Origin of the sequence: Acinetobacter lwoffii (assembly GCF_024129855.1) — a bacterium.
Lineage (GTDB): Bacteria > Pseudomonadota > Gammaproteobacteria > Pseudomonadales > Moraxellaceae > Acinetobacter > Acinetobacter lwoffii_L.
In genome coordinates this window covers 208928-231861 of sequence record NZ_JAMXXC010000002.1, presented here as the reverse complement: position 1 = coordinate 231861, position 22934 = coordinate 208928, and the positions used below count along the sequence as shown (strand labels likewise).

Annotated in this window: 15 protein-coding genes; 11 read left to right on the top strand and 4 right to left on the bottom strand. The window is 43.4% G+C overall.

The window, feature by feature from the left end; genetic code table 11:
* The first annotated feature begins 70 nt into the window (after positions 1-70).
* The 5 genes from dcd to NI465_RS02900 all read left to right on the top strand — a co-directional run bounded on the left by dcd (position 71) and on the right by NI465_RS02900 (position 7249).
* Positions 71-640 carry a dCTP deaminase gene (gene dcd, locus NI465_RS02920; protein WP_004280726.1) on the top strand — a complete coding sequence of 190 codons (570 nt, stop codon included), beginning with the start codon at positions 71-73 and terminating at the stop codon, positions 638-640.
* 235 nt (positions 641-875) lie between these two features.
* Positions 876-2894, top strand: coding sequence for a hypothetical protein (locus NI465_RS02915; protein WP_253144237.1), 2019 nt, complete (start codon positions 876-878; stop codon positions 2892-2894).
* A gap of 12 nt (positions 2895-2906) precedes the next feature.
* Positions 2907-3629 (top strand): hypothetical protein, encoded by a 723-nt coding sequence (locus NI465_RS02910; protein WP_253144235.1) that lies wholly within the window; start codon positions 2907-2909, stop codon positions 3627-3629.
* Between the two features lie 33 nt (positions 3630-3662).
* A complete protein-coding gene (locus NI465_RS02905) occupies positions 3663-5948 on the top strand; it encodes a hypothetical protein (protein ID WP_253144233.1) in 2286 nt (761 codons plus the stop codon).
* 17 nt (positions 5949-5965) lie between these two features.
* Positions 5966-7249, top strand: a complete 1284-nt coding sequence (locus NI465_RS02900; protein WP_253144232.1) for a hypothetical protein — start codon at positions 5966-5968, stop codon at positions 7247-7249.
* 53 nt (positions 7250-7302) lie between these two features.
* Here the strand turns inward: NI465_RS02900 and NI465_RS02895 are convergent, their stop codons facing one another.
* The 4 genes from NI465_RS02895 to NI465_RS02880 form a co-directional block, all read right to left on the bottom strand.
* Positions 7303-9021 (bottom strand): proline--tRNA ligase, encoded by a 1719-nt coding sequence (locus NI465_RS02895; protein WP_044111484.1) that lies wholly within the window; start codon positions 9019-9021, stop codon positions 7303-7305.
* Between the two features lie 96 nt (positions 9022-9117).
* Positions 9118-12225 carry an efflux RND transporter permease subunit gene (locus NI465_RS02890; RefSeq protein WP_253144230.1) on the bottom strand — a complete coding sequence of 1036 codons (3108 nt, stop codon included), beginning with the start codon at positions 12223-12225 and terminating at the stop codon, positions 9118-9120.
* Between the two features lie 24 nt (positions 12226-12249).
* Positions 12250-13377: an efflux RND transporter periplasmic adaptor subunit gene (locus NI465_RS02885; RefSeq protein ID WP_253144228.1), complete on the bottom strand. Its 1128-nt coding sequence runs from the start codon at positions 13375-13377 to the stop codon at positions 12250-12252.
* A 51-nt stretch (positions 13378-13428) separates the two neighbouring features.
* Positions 13429-14076, bottom strand: coding sequence for a hypothetical protein (locus tag NI465_RS02880; protein WP_253144227.1), 648 nt, complete (start codon positions 14074-14076; stop codon positions 13429-13431).
* A 286-nt stretch (positions 14077-14362) separates the two neighbouring features.
* Between NI465_RS02880 and pilG the strand changes: the two genes are divergently transcribed.
* The 6 genes from pilG (at position 14363) to NI465_RS02850 (ending at position 22882) form a co-directional block, all read left to right on the top strand.
* Positions 14363-14746 carry a twitching motility response regulator PilG gene (pilG, locus tag NI465_RS02875; RefSeq protein ID WP_004280711.1) on the top strand — a complete coding sequence of 128 codons (384 nt, stop codon included), beginning with the start codon at positions 14363-14365 and terminating at the stop codon, positions 14744-14746.
* Positions 14747-14771: 25 nt separating this feature from the next.
* Entirely contained in the window at positions 14772-15140 is a 369-nt protein-coding gene (locus NI465_RS02870; RefSeq protein WP_004280710.1) for a response regulator, read from the top strand.
* 5 nt (positions 15141-15145) lie between these two features.
* A complete protein-coding gene (locus tag NI465_RS02865) occupies positions 15146-15682 on the top strand; it encodes a chemotaxis protein CheW (RefSeq protein WP_064102470.1) in 537 nt (178 codons plus the stop codon).
* A gap of 46 nt (positions 15683-15728) precedes the next feature.
* A complete protein-coding gene (locus tag NI465_RS02860; RefSeq protein WP_253144226.1) occupies positions 15729-17801 on the top strand; it encodes a methyl-accepting chemotaxis protein in 2073 nt (690 codons plus the stop codon).
* A 167-nt stretch (positions 17802-17968) separates the two neighbouring features.
* Positions 17969-22420 (top strand): hybrid sensor histidine kinase/response regulator, encoded by a 4452-nt coding sequence (locus NI465_RS02855; protein WP_253144224.1) that lies wholly within the window; start codon positions 17969-17971, stop codon positions 22418-22420.
* A 3-nt stretch (positions 22421-22423) separates the two neighbouring features.
* Positions 22424-22882 carry a hypothetical protein gene (locus NI465_RS02850; RefSeq protein WP_044111490.1) on the top strand — a complete coding sequence of 153 codons (459 nt, stop codon included), beginning with the start codon at positions 22424-22426 and terminating at the stop codon, positions 22880-22882.
* Positions 22883-22934: the final 52 nt, after the last annotated feature.

Here is a 22934-nt window from a genome sequence, read left to right as displayed (position 1 = left end):
TTTTCATTAGTGTCAATTTCAGTTAAAGTACGTCGCAATAACTTGTTCTTAAGATTTTTGGATTATATCAATGGCAATTAAGTCTGATCGTTGGATTCGCGAAATGAGCGAAAAACACGGCATGATTGAACCGTATGCAGAAAACCAGGTACGTTTGGATGAAAATGGTCAAAAGCTGATTTCGTATGGAGTATCCAGCTATGGTTATGACGTGCGTTGTGCACGTGAATTTAAAGTATTCACCAATGTGCATTCTGCAATTGTCGATCCGAAGAACTTTGATGAACGCAGCTTTATTGATATCGAGTCGGATGTCTGTATCATTCCGCCTAACTCGTTTGCTTTGGCGCGTACCATCGAATATTTCCGCATTCCACGTAATGTCTTGACCGTGTGCTTGGGCAAGTCTACTTATGCGCGTTGTGGCATCATTGTTAACGTGACTCCGCTTGAGCCAGAGTGGGAAGGACACGTCACTTTAGAGTTTTCAAATACTACCAATCTTCCTGCGCGTATTTATGCAGGTGAAGGTGTAGCGCAGATGCTGTTTTTTGAATCTGATGAAGTCTGTGAAACCTCATATAAAGATCGTGGTGGTAAATATCAAGGTCAGACAGGCGTTACTTTGCCGAAGACCTAATTGTTTTAAAATATTGAATGGCGGGACTTTATGTCCCGTTTATTTTTTTGAGATTTTCATTCATCGGAAACTGCTATTTTTCGCCTAATTGGCTTTGGCATCTGTATCAAAAATCAGCATAATGGATTCCGCATAACCATAAAAAAGATGCGATGCATTATAAAAAATCAAAGATTGGCGGCTGGGAAGCTGAAGCATAAAGGTGCGGAGCATCGAATAAAAAGGAAAGAGTGAGATGACTCAAATCAAAGATATATTTAAATTTCGCAAAAGTTATTTGGCGATGACAATCGGTTTCAGCCTGTTGCCTTCTGCACATGCGATGCAGGAATTATCAGATTCTTCTCTTTCTGACACCACCGGTGAGGGTGTTGCGCTGGTACTTGATGATTTTAAAATGGTGTTTCAAGGTCCTAAAGATCTTTCTGCTAGTTCTAGTTATGCCAGAGGCATTGAAAACCCCGGACAAGCAGATACAGGCTTTATTCGTATTATCCCGACGGGTGAGAATTACAACCAACTTGGGCAGCGTGTATACGACAAAGTTTATAAATCTACATATGATAATGCTTTTCATGTTGAAAGAACGCAGAATTATGCAACTGAGTATCAGCAAGCCTTTGATACCTTAAAAACTGATTTTTATAATGATAACTATAATACGATTAAGAATACTTATGACACACAAGCTAACCGGGACGCATTTAAGCAAGAATTAGTTGATTATTATTATAATACAGACTTTATGAAAGCCTATTATGACCAACGTCGTGATGATTATTATAATGGTGCAGGTAATACCTCACCAGGTATTGATTATGATATCAAGCATGATGGCACAACAGAATATGAATTAACGCCACTGCGACCAAATAAGTCTGATGAATATGCAAATTTAAATACCCTTGAAATGATTCAATTTCTATATGGGCAAAATGCTAATCAGCAGATTCCAAATACTGAATGGAGTACGGCGGTTGATAGGCAGAATATTATTGGAGCAATTGTAGATGCAAGAATTATTGAACTAGTTAAAGCAGAATACAACAAAAAATTGGAAGCTGCTCTAGCCGGAATAATGAAGGATGCAGATAGTGCTGCTATGGCTGAAATCATTGCTAGAGCAGATCAGGCTGCTAAAACTGAAGCTGCTAAAAGCTCTGTGAGCACTTTAAGAACTAAAGCCGATGTATTTATTTATGGTCTGGCATTATCGAAAAGCGATGGTTCTTTAAGCACACGATACAGTAATCAGGGTTTTAGCTGGGGGTCAGCAGATAATTCCTGGTTATTTCGGGCAGGAACTGAAAACGTCAAACAGTTTAAGGACGCTGCTAAAGATGTAGGCTATATTGCTTTGGAAGCCCCATTAAGTCCAATTGCAGGGGTCGAAAGTGATAATAATATCAAGCTGGGCTTCTGGAGTGATATTTTTGCACGTGAGCTTAATTCCTCGAATGCTGTAGATCCTATAACAGGTGGGCCAATATCAGGACTTGATACGGATTACCGATTAAGAACCCAATTTGTTGCCAATGGTCTGAGTTTTAATGGCTCGCAAGTTCGGTTATTTCAAACCTTAGAATCTGATAATAAGAATTACAGCCAAACATTAGGTATGGCGAGTATTGTTCGTCTGAATACCAATGATCGACCAGAAAATCTAAGCAGTAGCGATAGTAATCTTAACAGTAAAGGTATTCGTCTCAGTACCGCAGCAAAAACAGATGCACTTGATGGTAATGTCCCGACCCCGGCCTTGAATGGAAGTGATGCTCCTATATTTCATGATTCTGAGGGTTTATATCTCTATAGTCCAAATATTAATTTGGTGCTTGGTAATATGTACCAGCCTTTCGTTGTCGGTTCAGAAGGCAATAATATTATTTTAGAAGTGACACGTATTCCCAATATTTCTGCTATTTATAATCAAATTTATCAAAATTATGGGGACGGACTGGGTACAACAGATTTAAAGGGTTCGACCTGTAATGTCTATAGTTGTGGTACACCGATTAAAAATAATGTGTCAGATACCACCGCACTTTATCAAGGGCGTAATGCGACTCACAGTAGCATCTCAATAGGGACTACAGAGCGTATCTCAGGGACAAATATGCTGCGCGCTAAGGATGGGGTGAATTCAACAGGAATCGTATTCAAAAATACTGATGGTGTAAGTAAGAATTTTGGATCTGCTGTCATTGATGGGGTCCTGATTCAGCATCTGAAAATTAGAACAACTGGTCTATAAGGGAGTATAAGAATGTCCAAATTAGTAACACTCTGTGCATTATTATGTACCTCTATGACCAGTTTTGCCGGATTGGAAGCCCTTGATCAGCAAGCATTAACCAATACAGTGGGGCAAGGCGGAGCAGATCTTAACTGGACTTTATCTTTAAACCATATTTATGCGACAGATTTAAGTAAAGATAAAATTTCTCGGCTTGATGGAAGTGGCAACCCGCTCGAAGTATTTTATGTTCTAGATCCCACCGCTTGTGGAGCAACAAAACAATTTTGCCGTCTGGCAATAGCGCCGAATAACCATGTCGATGCCAATGGAAATAAAAAGTGGTTAGTCTTTAAAGGCATTCAAGGCACGATTCAGATTGATAAGTTTTCAATTGATGGGACAACCATCATTAATCATCGTAATGAACCACAAACGGCGATGCAAATTACCTTTTATGATCACCAGCCTTTAAAGATCCGTAATTTAGGCTTTAATACAGTTTCCATTGAAACGGGTACAGGTGCTGGCGCCTTGGAAGGTTATGCCAATACAGGTGTTTATAGTACGTATACAGGGCGTACCTATAATGCCGATGGAACTTATACAACCGCGCCCCAAGATGTTCCTTCGTTTGATCAAGGTGCTGAAAAAGGATTTATGGGGTTGAACATTCATGGAAATCTGCATATGTCAGGCAATTTGAAAATATTTGGTTATAACTGTACAGGTGAGGCACAAAGTCGTTGTTAGTAACAACGTCAAGTACAGCATAAGGATATAAAAATGAAAAAAACAACAATAAAGTTGAAATTGCTAACGGTATGCATGTGTCTTATACAACAAGGTTATGCACTTGAAACTATTGAAGAGCAGGAATTGAGTGAAGTCACTGGACAAGATGGTATGGTGATTACTCATGAAATTTCTAAAGCCAGTATTGCTCAAGCCAATTGGTATGATCCAAATCCAACTGCCAACAATAAAATGGGTTTAGGTCTACATAATGTTGAGATTATTGGAAAAGATAATAAACCAATCATTAGTCAACTTGAAATAGATGTAGGTGCCACTTCACAAGGGGCAGGACTTCGGCTAGCTGCAAGTGTTTCACCATTTCAAGCCACTGCAGATTTAAAACTGGTAAAGATCGCCTGTACGACCAATCCATGTAGTCAATCTGCGAATAGTATTCGGACTGCGGGTACCCAATCTAATCAAAGTTTGGGTGGATTAGGGATTAGTACCTCTACACCGCTGAGTGTGCTATTACAAACTAGTGCAGGTCTATTTAATAAAGATTCAATTGCCAGTATCGATTTTCAACTTAAAAATGCCACGATTAGTCATAAATTAGGTGAAAATAGTCTGATTTTGAATGACTTTAACTTTAACTTCACGGGTCAAGGATATATGTACATTGACCCGTATGAAGGCGTAGTACTGACCACGCGAAATGGCAGTCAAGATCATTATGTGGATCTAAAGCGTGCTGAAGATATTACTGATATCGCGGCTGGCCGGGTTAAGCCGACCAATCCAGGGGTTAATATTGACTTGCGTTATAACACGCCAAATAATGAACGTAAAAATATTATGCGTTTAGGGGCTTCGGGTGCAGTCACTAACGCAAGATTATCGATGAGTGCCGATCAAACCCAGATAGGTACTTTTGATGTTAGTAACAAGGTGAATGGTGTACTAGAACGTCAGGACAAAGCTGCTACAGGTTACAGTGGCCTGGTCGGAGAAGGTGGGTTAAATCTAGGCTTGTCTGCAGATTTTACAGGTGCTAATAGTACCGGGCTTCCAGCAACTATGGCACCTACAACACTTGAGATTGGTCATACCGGTAAGGGAAGCCATGCGGTGCAATTTTCCAAGCTCAGACCATTGACTACACGTACTGCTGCCGGTGCCTTACATGGTAAAAATGCTTATATCGACTTTGGAAATATATATATAAATACCATTACTGCAAAAAGTCTCGATTTCATAATCAATGAAAATATGCAAAAGACTTTAGGTAGTAGTAGCACTGTACTTAAACAGACACTCAGTACCACCACGAATGGAGAAGATTTTGCTTATATCGCCGTACGTGGAATGGATTTTCAGTCTATTGCTGCTAAAGCACGTTTCATATCAGATAACTCTTTAGCGGAAATTGGTGGAGATGGTGGTTCTTGGGGAATCGGTATTCCTATTTATAATTTAAATGCCAATGTTGCGTTGTCTGGAACGACTTATGGAACAGACAATAAGCAAGCAATTGCTTATAACATTATGGCATCTACAGAAGGCTATGGAATTGACAAGAAAACCGGTTTACCAAGCACAACCTCGATTATATTGATTGATGGTAAAAATGGCGATCATGGTGAGGCAGTTAACTATTATGCTGGTTTTAGGAATATCGATGCTTTGATCAAGTCGGAAGGTATTATTGGCTATGAAGATGAAGGTATTTATATTCGTGCCGATAAACTGCTAATTGGAGCTAAAGCTGAGCTTGCGATTGGTCAATTACCAGGATCTAAATATAATTGTACCAATGCATCGGTCACTAAATGCGGAAGCTATGTGCCTCATGATAATTTTTCTAAACGTGATGATGTCCTGACGAATATTGCTTTTAAACTTGATGGAAACGGCGAGCTCCTCATCATTCCAGGAGTGGATCCGACCAGCGATTCACCAGATACCAACTTCCTGTCATTTGATGCAAATTTTAAGTTTAGACCCCTTACCGCAGAAGAAACTGAAAATAAAGATAATCTGGGCAGCTATTTTAGTATTGCCAATGAAGATATTGATTCAGCCGGGGTATTAAAAACTTCGTCAATTAACTTTAACCGGATGGAAGGTCATTTGGGTGTCAAAGCAAAAGTTCGTGTCAGTGCAGATACAGTGACTTTGGATAATCAGGTCAAACTCAATTATGAAAATAATATTGCAACACCATTTAAGACCAATTTTGCCATGGCGACCAATGGCAATATGCAAAACATGGCAAGTATTGCACTGACTGGTGGAACCATTCGTAGCACGATGGGAATCACACCACGCTAAAAATCAGGATGAGAAAAATGAAAAAAATAATATTAAAAAGTCTAGTGGTAGCTATGATGGGCCTAAGTGGCCAGGTATCTGCATTAACCTCATTGGAAGACCAAGAGCTCTCAGAAGTCAATGGGCAGGCTTTATTGTCAATGGAGGTTCAGTCTGGATTTAACCAGATGGATAATCTAGGAGCTACTTATGACCAGAGTAATATCTCATTTTATAAATTAGGCTTGGAAGCCGAGATGGAAATTAATGCCAATATAAAAAAGCTACAGCTCGGGTGTGGCGGTGTTAATGGTGCAACCGGCTGTGATATTGATATTGATCATATAGCCTTAAGTGGTAATCCTACAAATGGTGCGGATCGTGCCGCGACCTCAGCTCTGATTACTAATCCATTTGTACAATTTGCCATAAAAAATCCAAATCAGGCGTCTACACGTGAAGTTTTAGGTTTTCGTTTAAGTGCGGAAAAGATTTCGGGTCTATTGACAATGGGGACAGAAAATAGTGCTACACCAAATGGTATTAACAGTTTCAGTGGTTATATGAAAACAAAATCTTCATCAGGAGTTGCAACAACCGCTCCTCGTGTCATGGATTATGCTGCAACTGGAATGAATATTGAGGGCACGGTAAAAGGCACTATATTAGGTCAACCATTACCTCTGGATTTACATTACACATCTAGCAATTATGCTTTCCAGTTAAATTCTACAACAGCACCTTTTACTATTCCTGCTACGATAGTGTCAGGAACAAGAATGAAAGAAGTTGTACTAAAAGGGACAGGGACAGTAGGTCGTATTGATTTTAAAGGACCATTAAAAGCAGAATTATTGGATGGAGCATTAAAATTAGATAAAGATATTACAGGCTACTTAACCGGGCTACAGACAGACATTACCGTTAAACAAAATCTCGGACTTATTCATGCTTTATATTTAAATAATCCAGCTTCACTCTCCTTGCAATCCCAAAGCATTTTATGGCCTGGTGCAGCAGTCGCGGCAAAACAAGGGTGGTGGCTGGCAATGGAAGATGAAGTGGATTTAGGAAGTATTTCACCTTCATATAGTGTGCCAATTTCAGATGCTGTTTTAAAGCAAACTATTGCAGGAATTAACCATGATTTAACCACTAATGTGCGAGATTGTGGAAGTCTGGTTTTTGGTTGTGTGCTAGGAAGTGCACTTGATGTAAAGGAAATTAAAAATCCTGCGCTATTTGATTTCCCTCTTACTAATTTAACTTTACAAGGCCAGAAATTTAAACCGAACTGCTTTGGTGGACACAAATTCTGCTAAGTTTAGTTATAAAAAATCCCGCATTACGCAGGATTTTTTATAAGAAAGCAAAATTATTTAGCAATTTTTGCCAATAATTCTTCTTTCGAGATATTTACAGATTCAGCATCACGACGGCCTTTATATTCAAACGTACCTGCATCTAAGCCTTTTTCGCCAATTACAATACGGTGTGGAATACCTGTCAGCTCAAGATCAGAGAATTTCACGCCCGGACGTTCGTTACGGTCATCAAGTAATACGTCAAAACCTGCAGCTTGTAATTCAGCATAGAGTGCTTCCGCAGCTTCCATAGTTCGTGGAGATTTGTGTGCATTCATCGGCACAATGGCAACTTCAAACGGTGCAATGGCAGTTGGCCAGATAATGCCTTTCTCATCAAAGTTCTGCTCGATTGCAGAAGCCACCACACGCGTCACGCCAATACCATAACAACCCATTGTCACAGTGAACGGTTTGCCATCTTCACCCAAGACTTTACAGCCCAAAGCTTCAGAATATTTTTGACCCAACTGGAAGATATGACCCACTTCAATACCACGTTTGATTTGAAGCGTACCTTTACCATCTGGAGATGGATCGCCTTCAACCACGTTACGTAGGTCATAAACTTCAGTGAACTGTGCATCACGTTCCCAGTTTACACCTGTTGCGTGTTGATCTGCTGCATTTGCACCTGCAACAAAGTCAGACAATACCGATGCTGCACGATCAACAATGACGGTGATACCTTTTTCGACCAGACCTTGAGGACCGACAAAGCCAGCAGTTAAGCCAAGTGCTTGAAGTTGTTCTTCAGTAGCAAATGTCAAAGGCGCAGCAATTAAAGGATGTTTTTCAGCTTTAATTTCATTCAGTTCGTGATCGCCACGAAGGAATAATGCAACCACAGGTACATCTTGACCTTCTTCAGTCGCAACACCTTGAACCAATAAGGCTTTTACTGAATGAGCAGGATTGGTACCCAAGAATGCTGATACATCTGCAATGGTTTTTTGATTTGGTGTATCTACCAGTTTGAGTTCTTGTGTAGGTGCCGCACGCTCACCGACAAGTACTGCTTCTGCCATTTCAATATTGGCTGCATAGTCAGATTCAGTCGAGAAGGCGATATCATCTTCACCGCTTGAAGCCAGCACGTGGAATTCGTGAGAACCTGAACCACCGATTGAGCCAGTATCTGCTTGTACTGGACGGAAATCTAAACCAAGACGGGTGAAGATTTTGCAGTAGGCTGCATACATGTCGTCGTAAGTTTGTTGCAGTGATTCCTGATTGGCATGGAAAGAGTAGGCATCTTTCATGATGAATTCACGTGAACGCATTACGCCAAAACGTGGACGAATTTCGTCACGGAATTTGGTTTGTACTTGGTAAAAGTTTGCAGGCAATTGCTTGTAGCTTTTTAATTCGTTACGTGCAAGATCAGTGATCACTTCTTCATGCGTTGGGCCCAAAACAAATGGGTTGCCATGGCGGTCGTTGAAGCGTAAAAGTTCAGGACCGTATTGTACATAACGACTTGATTCTTCCCATAAAGATGCAGGTTGAGTCACCGGCATATAGACCTGAAGTGAACCGACTTTATCCATTTCTTCGCGAACGATCGCTTCAACTTTATTTAATACGCGAACGCCCATCGGCAACCAGGTGTATAGACCTGAAGCCAACTTACGAATCATACCGGCACGAAGCATCAGCTGATGGGAAATAACCTCAGCATCGTTCGGGGTTTCTCTTAACGTTGCAAATAAAAAGCGACTCGCGCGCATGGAAACTGTCCTAAAAAATTAAGCGTTAAAGCAGGGATTATACAATAAAAAATGAGGTGAGCATTTGGGAATGTCACCTCATTGTATTGCATTAAATTATGCCATGATTTTACGTGCCTGACGCAGTATAAAATTCTTAAAGTCATCCAGGTAAGTAAAGATCACCGGCACCACCACCAAGGTCAGCAGGGTAGAGGTAATCACGCCACCAATCACCGCATGCGCCATCGGTGCACTTTGTTCGCCACCTTCACCTAGCCCTAGGGAAAGTGGCACCATGCCCATGACCATGGCACTGGTGGTCATCAGAATAGGACGCAAACGGGTTTTACCAGCGGCAATAATTGCATCATAACGGTCTTCACCGCGGTCCATGGCCTTCTTGATGAAGTCGATCAGCAGAATCGCATTCTTGGTCACCAGTCCCATCAGCATGATAATGCCGATAATCGAAAATAGATTCATGGTGGAATTAAACAGGAATAAGGCCAGAAACACGCCAATCAGCGACAATGGCAGTGAGGCCATAATTGCTGCAGGATGAATAAAACTGTTGAACTGCGAACCGAGCACAATATAGATAAAGACAATCGACAGGGTAATCGCAGTCAGTGCATAACCTGCGGATTCTGCCATGTCGGCATTGGAGCCTTGAGTGTCGAAACTATAACCCGGTGGCATATCGAAATTTTCTTGCAAGCGGCTGATATCCATCCCGATGTCGCCTGCAGGACGTCCTGAAGTATTGGCCTCGACCAGAACTTCACGTGCCAGATCACGTCGATTAATCTGCGAGGCACCGAGTTTTTCTTCAAATTTGGCCACGCTCGAAAGCGGAACCAGAATTGGTTGATTATTGGCATCGGTTTTATTTGAGGTGATATACATATTCTGTAAATCGCTAGGCAAGCTGCGCTGGTCTTCGGTCAGGCGCAGATTCACATCATAGGTTTCACCTTTTTCATCCTGCCAGGTCGTGACATCATCACCGGCAATCAGCGGACGCACTACATTGGCAATCTGATTGACTGATAAACCTAAATCACTGGCCAAGACGCGATTAATCTGTACATCAAGAGTTGGCTTGGGTTCTTTTAATGAAGTTTCCAGATCGACAATGCCATTAATTTTCGCCATTTCCGTCATAAAGCGATCAGAAATTTTTTGCAGTTCATCCAGATCCGGGCCTTTGATCGAAATCATGATTGGCTTCTGGCCACCAGAAACGGTTTCATCGGCGGATGCCACCGAGGTAATGCTGATTCCTGCAACCGATTGTAGACGCTGGCGGAATTCATTATTCAGGTCATTCAGGGTCTTTTCACGTTCGGTACGCGGCGTTACAGTCACCCGTAAACTGACATGGTTTTTACCGCGGTCAGTTGCGCCATTAATCACCCCATAAGTGGCTTTGACATCCGGATGCTGACGAATAATCTGATCCACCTGCTGCAGTTTGGCTTGTGAATATTCAAGCGATGAATCGACCGGTGTTTCAAACTTGATCCGGATTTCGCCTTTATCCGGAACCGGTACAAATTCTGTACCAATCAGCTTGGATAAACCCAAAGCACCAAATAATGAAGCCGCAGCAATCATTAAGGTAATCAATCTGAAGCGCAAGGCCAGTTTTAATAATTTTTCATAGACATGGCTTAGATTGTCCAGCTTGCCGGAGATCCAGCTAAAGAAATGTTTCACCCGACCTGGTTTTTTGTTTGGATCTTTTTTCTTTTCTGCCCAATGTGCTGAGAGCATCGGGTCCAGGGTAAAGCTGACAAACATCGAGATCAGAACGGCCATACTTACCGTGACCCCGAACTGGTAGAAGAAACGGCCAATAATTCCGCCCATAAAGGCAACAGGCAGGAATACGGCAACAATGGTCAATGTCGTGGCCAGTACGGCTAAGCCAATTTCTTTGGTGCCATCGAGCGCGGCAGTGACATGATCTTTGCCCATATCGGCATGCCGGACAATATTTTCACGCACCACAATCGCATCATCGATCAACAGACCAATACTCAAGGACAGCGCCAGCAAAGTCATCATATTGATGCTAAAGCCAAAGGCCCAGATAAAGGTCAGCGTGCCCAAGAGTGCAATGGGCAGAGTCAAACCGGTAATCACAGTTGAACGGAAAGAACCCAGAAAAAGTAGGACTATCAGCACGGCCAGTACCGCACCTTCAATAATGGTGCGGGCTACATCGCCAATGGTGCCGCGGATACTTTTGGAGGAATCTACCACTACTTGTAAAGTAGTGCCTTGAGGAAGCTGCGCCTCAATACTTTCTAAAGTTGCGTAGCTCTTGTCTACTACTTCAATGACGTTTGCATCTGAACTACGCAAAATATCAATCGCAACTGCAGTTTTGCCATTCAGAAAAGCTGCGGATTCCAGCTCTGCCTGACTGTCTTGAATATTGGCAACTTGTCTGAGGAAAATCGGTACGCCGTTTTTATTGGCAATGACCAGATCGCCGAAGGCGAGGGGATGCAGCACTTTGGAATTGATTTCAATGACCAGTTCCGAATTACCTGATTTAAGCGTCCCACCGGGGACTTCAATATTCTCGGCCTTTAAGGTGTTAATCACACTGTCCACACCGATGCCAAAAGCTTGTAGTTTTTGCGGTTCCACCTGAATCCGGATCTGGCGCTGCGCATCACCAAGCAGGTTGACCGTTCCGACTCCCGGGACTGTGCGCAATTGTGGCACAATTCGCTGATCCAGATAGGAACTGAGCGCTTTCACATCCATATTTTCGGATTCAAATACGATCGACATTACCGCATTCGCCGTCGGGTCATAACGTTCTACAATCGGCTCCTGAATTTCATCACGAAACTCAGCAGTCACAGAGGCGATTTTATCCCGCACGTCCTGAGCTGCTGTGGTAGATGTCACATCCAGATTAAATTCAGTGGTGATGATGGACAGGCCTTCACTGGACTGGGAAATGACCTGTTTTAAACCAGAAATAGTATTGATCTGATCTTCGAGTTTCTTGGTGATTTCGGATTCAACCGTTTCCGGAGAAGCGCCCGGATAGTTGGTATAGATCACCACAAAAGGGAAATCGACATCAGGAAATTCTTCAACGCCCATCCGCTGCCAGGAAGCCAGCCCTAGTACCATCAAACAGAACATCATCATGATGGTGAAAACCGGATACTTCACACTAATTCGGGTAAACCACATATCAATGATCCTGTGTGAATGGCTTTAGTTGGCGCGAAGGGTGACAGTTTTTTGCAGATCGGCTTCGCTAAACTTAACCCGGCTGATCTGATCACCATTTTCCAGTCCTTGAACCACGGCAAGGTTGTCACTATAACGCTGCTCCAGTACCTGAACATTGACCTTGATAATTTTATTCTGGCGAATCACCCAGACATAGGGTTTGCTCTGGATATCCTGAACGGTATCTAATGGAATCAGCTGGCCAGAAATCTGTTGTGAACTCAGAATGTTGCCTTCTACAAAGGAGCCGATGCTAAGTGAAGGAATTGTTTCATTTGGCGTGGCAAAGAATTCGATCTGGCGACTGGCCTGATCTGCAATGGGGGAAATCCGGCTAATCACAGCAGTAAGTCGATTTGGATTGCCTTGAATGCTGTATTCGATTTGACTGCCTAGTCTTAAGCCTGATTGCAGGTCACTAGGTACGCGTGCCTGAATTTCAAGCCGTTTCGGATCGACGATTTCAAATAGGGTTTGTCCAATCGTCACGGTTTGGCCGGGTTCGACCTGGCGCTGGGTAATCACGCCACTGATCGGACTGGTCATGGTGCCATCACGATCTGCTTTCTGGGCAATATCGACATTGGCTTGCTGGGCACGGACATTTTCCAGCTGGGCCTGATAATCGACCTGGCTTTGTTCATATTCTACTTTTGAAATAAAACCCTGGTCGAGCAGGCGCTTTTTACGCTGCATCATGTTTCGGGCCTGATTGGCTTGCGCTTGAGTAGAGGCCAGATTGGCACGTGCCTGTGCCAGACGGGCTGCATTGTCTTGGTTATTTAAGCGAACCAGCACCTGTCCCTTGGTAACCGTTTGACCTACCTGTGCGTTTACGCTGGTGGCAGTAGCAGAGACCTGTGACTGTATGCTGCTTTGATTGACTGCACGAATGGTGCCGGTGAATGCGGTTTTTTGAACTGAATTGCCAGATTGAACTGCAACTAGATCTTGAGGAATGACTTCAATGGATTTGGCTGTTTCGGTTTGCTGGACGGGTTCATTTTTATCACAAGCCACTAAAAACATATTTAAGCAAAGTGCACTCATGATCAGGATAGAGCGCGGGGAAGGCATATTTAAATCATGAGAATGCGGTGCAGTTTGCATATGAGTCCTTTTAGCTGGCTATGGATCAAAACCACGGCTAGCTATTTGTATTTATTCAAGTGCTTTTAAACGGGCGATAATTTTGTCGTATTCTGCTTCTAGATTTCGATAGCGACTTTGTAAAGATTGAATATTTTCTTTCTGGGAAGCGAGATTTTTCTGGTTATTGTCTAATGTTGTTTTCAGGTGTGCCGGTGGGGTTTTACCTTTACGTAAATATTCACGTTCCTGACGCACAAACATGACCCGATCTTTTTGCAGTTGCTTCATTTGTTCTTGCTGAAAATCAATCTGTTTTTTTAACTGGACCAGGCTGTCATTCTTTTTCTGTAAAGCGGTCTGGCTATTGTTATAAGCACGCTTGAGTTTATGATCTTCGGCAATCCGCTGCGCCTGCTGGGCACGTTGTGGCGCTTGCCTGATATCCGCTTCGGCATTATAAGGACGCGCACGCTTAATGACCTGCATATTCTGGTCAAGTGCCTCATAGCCATAACGGATATGATTTGGCGTGACGTTAGTACTGATATTGGCCACACCCTTGCTGTCATAATAACGATACCAGGTGGCTTTTTGCGGGAGTTGGTTACTACTCGCACACGTTAAGCTGACGTGTAACAGTAGCAGCACAACAACAATGAATTGACCAGTCATTTTATTTTTATCAATGACAGCAAGTTTTCTTAAAAACTGACTCATCATTGGCTCCCCGAATTTAAAGTTGACTAAATTACTTATTTTAAAGTAATAATCTTGTTATATTAGACTTAAATTTATCAATAAAAAACTACCGTTAGTCAAAAAAAAACCAATAACGATAAGAAAATGTGAAGCTGTTATTAAAAATAAATGATTTTGTCTACTTGTGTAGAAAATGTTCATTGATAATACAAGTGACTTTATGTTAAAAATGTTTATCGATCGTAATAAAATAATCCTATGAGCCTTATGGCATATAGTTTCTAAAATGGGAAGGGTTAAACAAATGGACGATAAATTCCAAAATCTAAAAATTATGGTTATTGATGACTCAAAGACCATTCGTCGTACTGCGGAAACTCTTCTTCAACGCGAAGGTTATGAGGTCATTACTGCAGTAGACGGTTTTGAGGCTTTGTCAAAAATTGCCGAAGCAAATCCAGATATCGTTTTTGTAGATATTATGATGCCGCGCCTGGATGGTTATCAAACCTGCGCCTTAATCAAAAACTCTCAGAATTACCAGAATATTCCTGTGATTATGCTATCGAGTAAAGATGGCTTATTTGATCAGGCCAAAGGTCGTGTCGTGGGTTCAGATGAATACCTGACTAAACCTTTTAGTAAAGATGAATTGCTAAATGCAATCCGTAACCATATTAGTGCTTAATATTTGATTTTTTTGGGGAATTGGCATGGCACGTATCCTAATTGTGGATGACTCACCGACAGAAACTTTTCGCTTTAGAGAGATTCTTTCTAAACACGGCTTTGAGGTGATTGAAGCAGCCAATGGCGCAGATGGCGTCACCATGGCACAGGCAGAATTGCCGGACCTAGTCCTGATGGATGTGGTTATGCCGGGCGTGAATGGTTTTCAGGCGACCCGCCAGATTGCACGTGGTGCAACGACCAAACATATTCCAATCGTGATTGTGAGTACTAAGGATCAGGCCACTGACCGTGTATGGGGCAAGCGTCAAGGCGCAGCGGATTATCTAACAAAACCAGTCGATGAAAAACAATTAATAGATGTAATTAAGCAGCACCTCAATGCAGGATAAGCTCTATGGCAGCAAATGGATTTATCGAATTGCTTCGCATTGCGAAACGGGGGAATAAAAACTACGTTTCCAATGGCAATGAAGTTAACCGATGGTCGGGCATTGCTTTTGAGATGATGGGACAATATTTTGTTGCCCCGCTGGGGGAAGTATCAGAAGTGATTTATCCCCCAAAATATACGCCAGTACCCAAGACGCAAGCATGGGTGTTGGGTCTGGCGAATATCCGGGGAAGACTGTTATCGGTTTCTGATCTGACGCAGTACGTATCAGGGCAAAGCAGTCAATTTTCACCGACTCAAAAAGTATTATGTATCAACCATAATGACCAGTATGTGGGTTTGGTCGTAGATCAAGTTTTGGGTATACAACATTTCAATAAGAAAAGTTTCTTTTCGAAGAAATCTGAATTGGATAAAAACTTACAAGAATATTGTCAGGGGTTTTTCCATCAGCACAACCAGCAGTGGCATGTGTTTTTATTCAGTCGTCTGTTGCAAAATCCAAAATTTATGAACGCATCTATAAAATTTATAAATTAAATGTCGCGCTCGAAAGTAAGCAAGGCGTCAACCGGGGAGAGGCTGCATGGGCTTTAAACTTAAAAAGAAAAATACAGGTGAGAGCACTGGCCGCAAAGGCGGTAATGCTTTTTTATCTAAGATTCAAACGCAAGTAGATCAGTTATCACGTGTATTTGGTGATAGTGAAAAATCAAAACCGCTGATCTATGGAGCAGCAGGCTGTCTTTTAGCCGCACTGATCACTTTATTGTATCTTTTTTATAGTGTTCCACGTACCAACGAACTCACTCAAAGTCTGGGTGATTTGCGTCTCCTCTCGCAAACGATTTCGCGCCAAGCGACTGAAGCGACAGCTTCGGGTACGCCTGAGGCCATGAAGAACCTCACTGACTCGCAAAAAGCTTTTGCTGAAAATCTTGAGACAGTTAAAAGTATTCACTCTAACAATGATGCGTTGCAAGCTGTTGATAAACAGTGGACAGAAGTGTCGAGCAGTATTGATCTGATTACCTCGCAACAAAAGATTATTAACCAGTTATACGACACCAACATCGCGATTGGTGAAGCGATTCCGGGGATTCAGGCGGAATATAACTTGATGGTCGACCAGATGGCACGTCAAGATATGCCATCGAACCAGGTGGTTATTGCCAAAAACCAGGTATTCATTGCAGAACGTATCTTACGTTCAATCAGTTTGGTACTGACAGGTAATGATGGTTCACGTGAATCTGCGGATGACTTCAGTGCCGATACCGAAACTTTTGGTTCTTATCTGAATGCACAGTTAAATGGTTCTGCTGAACTGGGTGTACAGCGTATTGCTGATCCAACCCTGCGTGAATCTCTGGAAGGCATCAAGGCTGAATATGATGACGTACTGGAATCTGCATCAGCGATTATTCTGAAAAACTCTACACAGATCGTAAAAGTTCGTCAGGCAGCCGCATCTATTTTTTCTCAATCTGATGTGCTTTTGGACAACCTGAATAAATTATCTGGTAACTCAGGTCTTAAAACGGTTGTTCCGGCAGTCCTTCTGATCGCATTATTAGTCGGTTTCTTGCTGTGTGTATTCAAGTTACTTTCTCTGCGTGGCTTGTCGGATAAGCAGCGTGTAGGCCGTTTACAAGAAGAATATGACCGTAACCAGAATGCGATTTTACGTTTACTGGATGAGATCGCCGATCTTGCAGATGGTGACTTGCGTTCATATGCAACAGTATCTGAAGACTTTACCGGTGCGATTGCCGACTCGATTAACTTTGCGATCGACCAGTTACGTGATCTGGTATCGCGTATTACTGAAACTTCTCAAGAAGTTGCGCAATATACTGCAACTACACAAAGCATTACCAACCAGTTAGCTGAAGCATCTGAACATCAGGCACAAGAAATTGCCGGTGCTTCTGCAGCGATTAACGAAATGGCATTGTCGATTGACCAGGTATCTGCCAACGCCGATGAATCAGCGGTGGTAGCAGAACGTTCAGTACAAATTGCTGCAAACGGTGCGGATGTCGTACATCGCTCGATTGAGGGTATGGACACGATTCGTGAACAGATTCAGGAAACTTCAAAACGTATTAAACGTTTGGGTGAATCTTCTCAGGAAATTGGTAACATTGTAGCCTTGATTAACGATATTGCTGACCAGACGAACATTCTGGCATTAAACGCAGCGATTCAGGCGTCGATGGCCGGTGAAGCAGGTCGTGGTTTCGCGGTCGTAGCCGATGAAGTACAGCGTCTTGCGGAACGTTCAGCTTCTGCAACCAAGCAGATTGAAGGCCTGGTAAAAACCATTCAAACGGATACGAACGAAGCCGTTATTTCGATGGAACAAACTACATCAGAAGTTGTACGTGGTGCGAACTTGTCTAAAGATGCCGGTGTGGCACTAGATGAGATTCAAACAGTATCGAACAACCTTGCGAAACTGATTGCGAACATTTCTGATGCTGCGAAACTGCAGTCAGCATCTGCAGGTCATATTGCGACCACGATGAATGTCGTACAGGAAATTACCTCGCAAACCACCAGTGCAACCTTCGATACAGCACGTTCAGTATCTGAACTGGCAAACATGGCCGATGCATTACGTGAATCTGTATCTGACTTTAAACTACCAGAATAAAGTCAGACATGATGGGGAAATGTGTCTTGACCGCGGTTGAGACACATTCAGAAAATACAGATAAAGCCTCGACAAGATGTACTTAACTTCATACGTTAGGTATCGCGTGACGGTCACAATTAAGTTTGAGCGCCCTTCTTGGCGGCATAACGTAAGAAGCATGAGCTATGAAAGAAATATTAAAAAATTTAGTTGAAACGACAACGCTTCCTGAAGATAGTTATCTTGACCAAGATGCAGAAATTCTTGAAATTTTTGTTGAGGAAATCGAAGAGATCTTCGTTGAGTTAAATGCTTTATTTCCAGAATGGTTGAGCAATCCAGATCATCAAGAAAATCTGAAGACCATTCGCCGCCATTTTCACACCCTGAAAGGTTCAGGCCGCATGGTCGGGGCAAAATCGGCAGGGGAAATGGCCTGGGCGGTTGAAGATACCTTAAACCGGGTTTTGTCCGGTTCGATTCAGCTAACACCGACGGTACAGAAATTTGCCCAAGCGGTACTGAATGTCTATCAATATGCTTTATATCCAAAATTCAAACATGTACAGCAATTGGATCTCGATCTGCGTCCAATGGTGCTGTTGGGACAACAATTACAACAACAAATTTCGCCTGAACCTGCATTGGAAGAATTACTGGCATTGGCAGATCATTTGACCGCTGAAGGTCAGATGACAGGTCTTGAGCTTGCAGACAATGAGCCAAGTGAAGTTGAGCTAACAATAGCGCCAGTAGAAGTACCGGTTCGCAGTGATATCGAAGAAACTGTGGCGATCTTTATTGAAGAAGCAGAAGAGCATCTGGAAACGATTGCCACCTTCCTTCGCACTGAAGATGAAAAATCACAAGATTATAATGCGCTAATTCGTGCGATTCATACCTTGCGCGGCAGTTCATCCATGGCGCAGATTGACCAGATTTTTGAGGCCAGCTCTAAAGTAGAGCATCTGTTCAAAACCCTGCTGCAAGATGAAATTGTCTCAACCTCAAAAGAAACTGCTTTACTGATTCAGTATGCCGAGTTTGTCAGTGACTATCTGCATTTGCTACGTCAGGGCAACACTGCAAAACTGGATGCGGTATATGCCACCTTTGAGCGTGTCTGGAATGATTATGGCTTTGCAGTTACTGAAACCAATAGTATTCAGACGCAAGGCTTGGTGTCCAAACTGGTTGAGCTGGATATTGATCTGTTATTGGATGCCGAGTTTGAATTTGATAAACGCGCCCAAGTCGATTATCCGGAATATATTCAGGCACTCAGCCAGCAGGCTGCGGAATTGCTGGCACATACAGAAAGCCGGGCAGCGCAGGGAATTCATGAATTCACTGCCGATCTGAAATCGGCTTATGATGCGCTGCTTGAAAAGCCAGTGCTGCTAAACAGCGATTATGCTTATGAACTGTTCGCACAGGCGCATCAGGAATTTATTCATTTATTTGATACCTTGGCCGCAGGACAGCGCGTCATTCTGAATGATGAAATTCAAAAAATACTCAGTGAACTGTCTGCATTTGTGCAGCAGGATCTGGAAATATTTGCTGAAGATAATACCAATCAGAATGTTGAGCTAAGCTCAGAGGCCACACAGGTGGCTGAAACTGTCGCGACTGGCAGTGTCGATTTTGCTGGTTTGAGCCAACGCATCGCTGCAGATCGTCAGCAGCAGCAAAGTGCTGAAACCAATCGTGATTTTGATGAAGAATTATTAAATATCTTCCTGGAAGAAGCGGATGAATTGCTGGCAGGCATTGATGAAGATCTAAATACCTGGAGCAAAAAACAGGATGATACGACCTCACTGAACAATCTGATGCGTCATTTGCATACCTTAAAAGGTGGTGCAAACATGATCGCAGCATCGCATATCGGTTTGATTGCACATGAACTGGAAAGTATTTATGAGCGGGTGATCCGTCAGCAAATTGCCGTGACACCTGCTTTAATCCAAATTATTCGCCTAGTACAGGACAACATTTCCGATCGTATTCAATCGATTCGGGAAGACGGTATTGATTATCCTGCACCAGAAGCGATTGCGATTCTGCAAAATATTCAGGCGCTGGTGTCTGGACAAGCTGTTGCTGCTGCGGAGAGCGCGAACGCTGGAGTTGAAGTTGCAGAGGTCGAAGCGACATCAATTCCTGAACCGCAACTTGAAGAGTCAGCAACGACTGAACAGCCTGCAACTGATCTGGCAGAAGCTGAAGAATTACTGGAAATCTTGGAATCTCCTGAGGCTACTGAAGACACACCAGTAGAACGTTCTGAAGAAGACCAACTGAAATCCATTGTTGAAGAATCTTTCCTGGAAGAATCCGAAGAGATTCTGGCCAATGCCGAGAAGCTCCTCAATCAATGGTTTGATCAGCGTAGTGACCGTAGTTTATTGCTGCAATTACAGCGTGCTGCCCACAGTATCAAGGGCGGCGCACGTATGATTGATGTTGAAGAAGTGGCCAGTATTGCCTATGAGCTAGAAACGACTTTTGAACAGTTTGCGGTCTATCAATTTAACTCGAATGCCTATGATGGCTTATTGCAAAAAACGCTGGTCTGGTTAAGACAGGCGATTTTCCAGCGCGACTATAGCGGTTTTGAGCAGCTGCACAGCAGTCTGAAAAAGATTGCTTATGTGGATGTTACTGCGCAATTGCCTGAGCGTCTGGCGAAAACAGATAATCTGGTGGTCAGTACCGACTTCGGCTTTGTTGAAGGTGATGGTACTGAACCACCACAGATGATGGGTGAGTGGGCAAATAGCGGCACCAGCGATAGCAATAACGAGATGATCCGTATCTCTGCTGATCTGGTCGAGAAGATGATTGACCTGTCCGGTGAGAACTCGATTAACCGTTCGCGTATCGAGATGGACCTGGGTCAGCTGGGCAATACCCTGAACGAGATGGAATTGGCGATCAAGCGTCTTGCAGATCAGTTACGTCGAATGGAAGGCGAGCTGGAATCACAGATTATTGCCAAACATGGTTCAGAGAACTCGCGCTATGCCGACTTTGACCCGCTGGAAATGGACCAATATTCCTCTCTAAACCAGCTGTCCAAATCGCTTGCAGAATCTGCATCGGATTTGGTCGACTTCAAGAGTACGCTTGCCGACAAGATTCGCGAAACCGAAGGACTGTTATTGCAACAATCCCGTATTCAGGCGGAAATTCAGGAAAGCCTGATGCGTACCCGTCTGGTCCCATTTGACCGGATGTTACCGCGTTTACAGCGTATTGTGCGTCAAACCTCGACCACCTTGAACCGTCCTGCAGAACTGATCGTACAGAATACCGAAGGTGAATTGGATCGTAACATTCTTGAGCGTCTGGTCACCCCATTTGAGCACATGTTGCGTAACGCGATTGACCATGGTCTGGAAGATACTGCAGATCGTATCGCACTGAACAAGCCGGAAGTCGGTTCTATTGTCTTGAACATCAGCCGTCAGGGAACCGATGTAATCGTGTCCTTTAGTGATGATGGTAAGGGGATCGATGCGGAGAAGATTCGTGAAAAAGCGCTGAGTCTGGATCTAATCAAAGCGGATCAAGTCATTGATCAGGAAGAAATCCTGCAATTTATCTTCCATCCTGGTTTCAGTACCGCGAAAGCAGTGACCCAGATTTCTGGTCGTGGTGTCGGTCTGGATGTGGTACAAAGCGAGATCAAATCACTGGGCGGCCATGTGTCAGTGAGCTCGGAACTGGGCAAGGGTACGGTCTTTACGATTCGCGTACCGACGACCGTAGCGGTCAGCGATGCCTTGATGGTGAAAGTGGGCGATCAGCAATATGCGATTTCTCTGGCGCAGATTGACCGAATTGTGCGTATTGCACCGACCACATTGGAAAGCTATTTCAACAGTAAAGATGACTATTTCAAGATCGATGGCGCAAACTATAAGCTGCGTTATCTGTCTGAGTTTGTTGGCAACCAGCCGATTCCACGTCTGAATAATGTTGGTCATTCATTGCCGGTGCTGTTGATTAAAGGTAATAGTGGTCAAACCATTGCCTTGCTGGTCGATCAGTTGGTCGGTTCACGAGCGCAGATTGTAGTAAAACCGATTGGACAGCAGTTTGCCAACGTCGGGGTAGTGGCCGGTGCCACGATTCTGGGTGATGGTCAGGTCTGTCTGATTCTCGATGGACAGAATGTTGCCCGCCAGATTCAGGCGACACAGCGTGTCAAACAGCTGAATGATCAGCGTGATGGTTCGCGTAATTCAAATGCACGTCGTCTGGTGATGATTGTCGATGACTCGGTTACTGTACGTAAAGTGACGTCGCGTCTGCTTGAACGTCAAGGCTATGATATTGTCACTGCCAAAGATGGCGTAGATGCGATCGAGCAGCTTGAAAACGTCAGACCGGATCTGATGTTGCTGGATATCGAAATGCCGCGCATGGACGGTTTCGAAGTGACCAATCTGGTTCGTCACCATGATATTCACCGTGACTTGCCGATTATCATGATTACCTCACGTACCGGTGAGAAGCATCGTGAACGTGCATTCAGCTTGGGCGTAACGCACTATATGGGTAAACCGTTCCAGGAAGCGGAACTGTTGGCCAATATCCAGCAACTGATTGCTGAAAAACAGAGGTAATATATGAGTCAGACCAATTCAAGCAATAAAATGGCTGATCAGATTAGCCAGCAGGAACTTCAGCATCTGATTACGGTATCGACCGGATTTATTGATGCCTATATTATTGACTGTCATGGCAAAGATCCGATGTTATTGCCACAAAACATTGTCCTGTCAGCACTGGATAGCAATACTCAGGTCAAAACTGTAGAATGGCATGAGGCACAGTTACCGGTCTATGCAGTGAATGATCCGTCACGTCAAAATGGGGTGGCACTGGTGATTGAGGGGGATGAAATTACTCAGCGCTTTGCCCTGATGTGTAATGAAATGCCGAAAACCATCCGGATTCGTATTTCCGAAGTGGTCGATGTCGATCAGCCGGTGAATGATCCTGCCATCTTTCAATATGTGCGCATGAACGAACAGCTGTTCCATATTCCGAATATGACCAATATTCAGGCTACAATCGGGCTGTAATCCAGGCTATAAAATATAAAAAAGGAACTCCATGGAGTTCCTTTTTTATTGC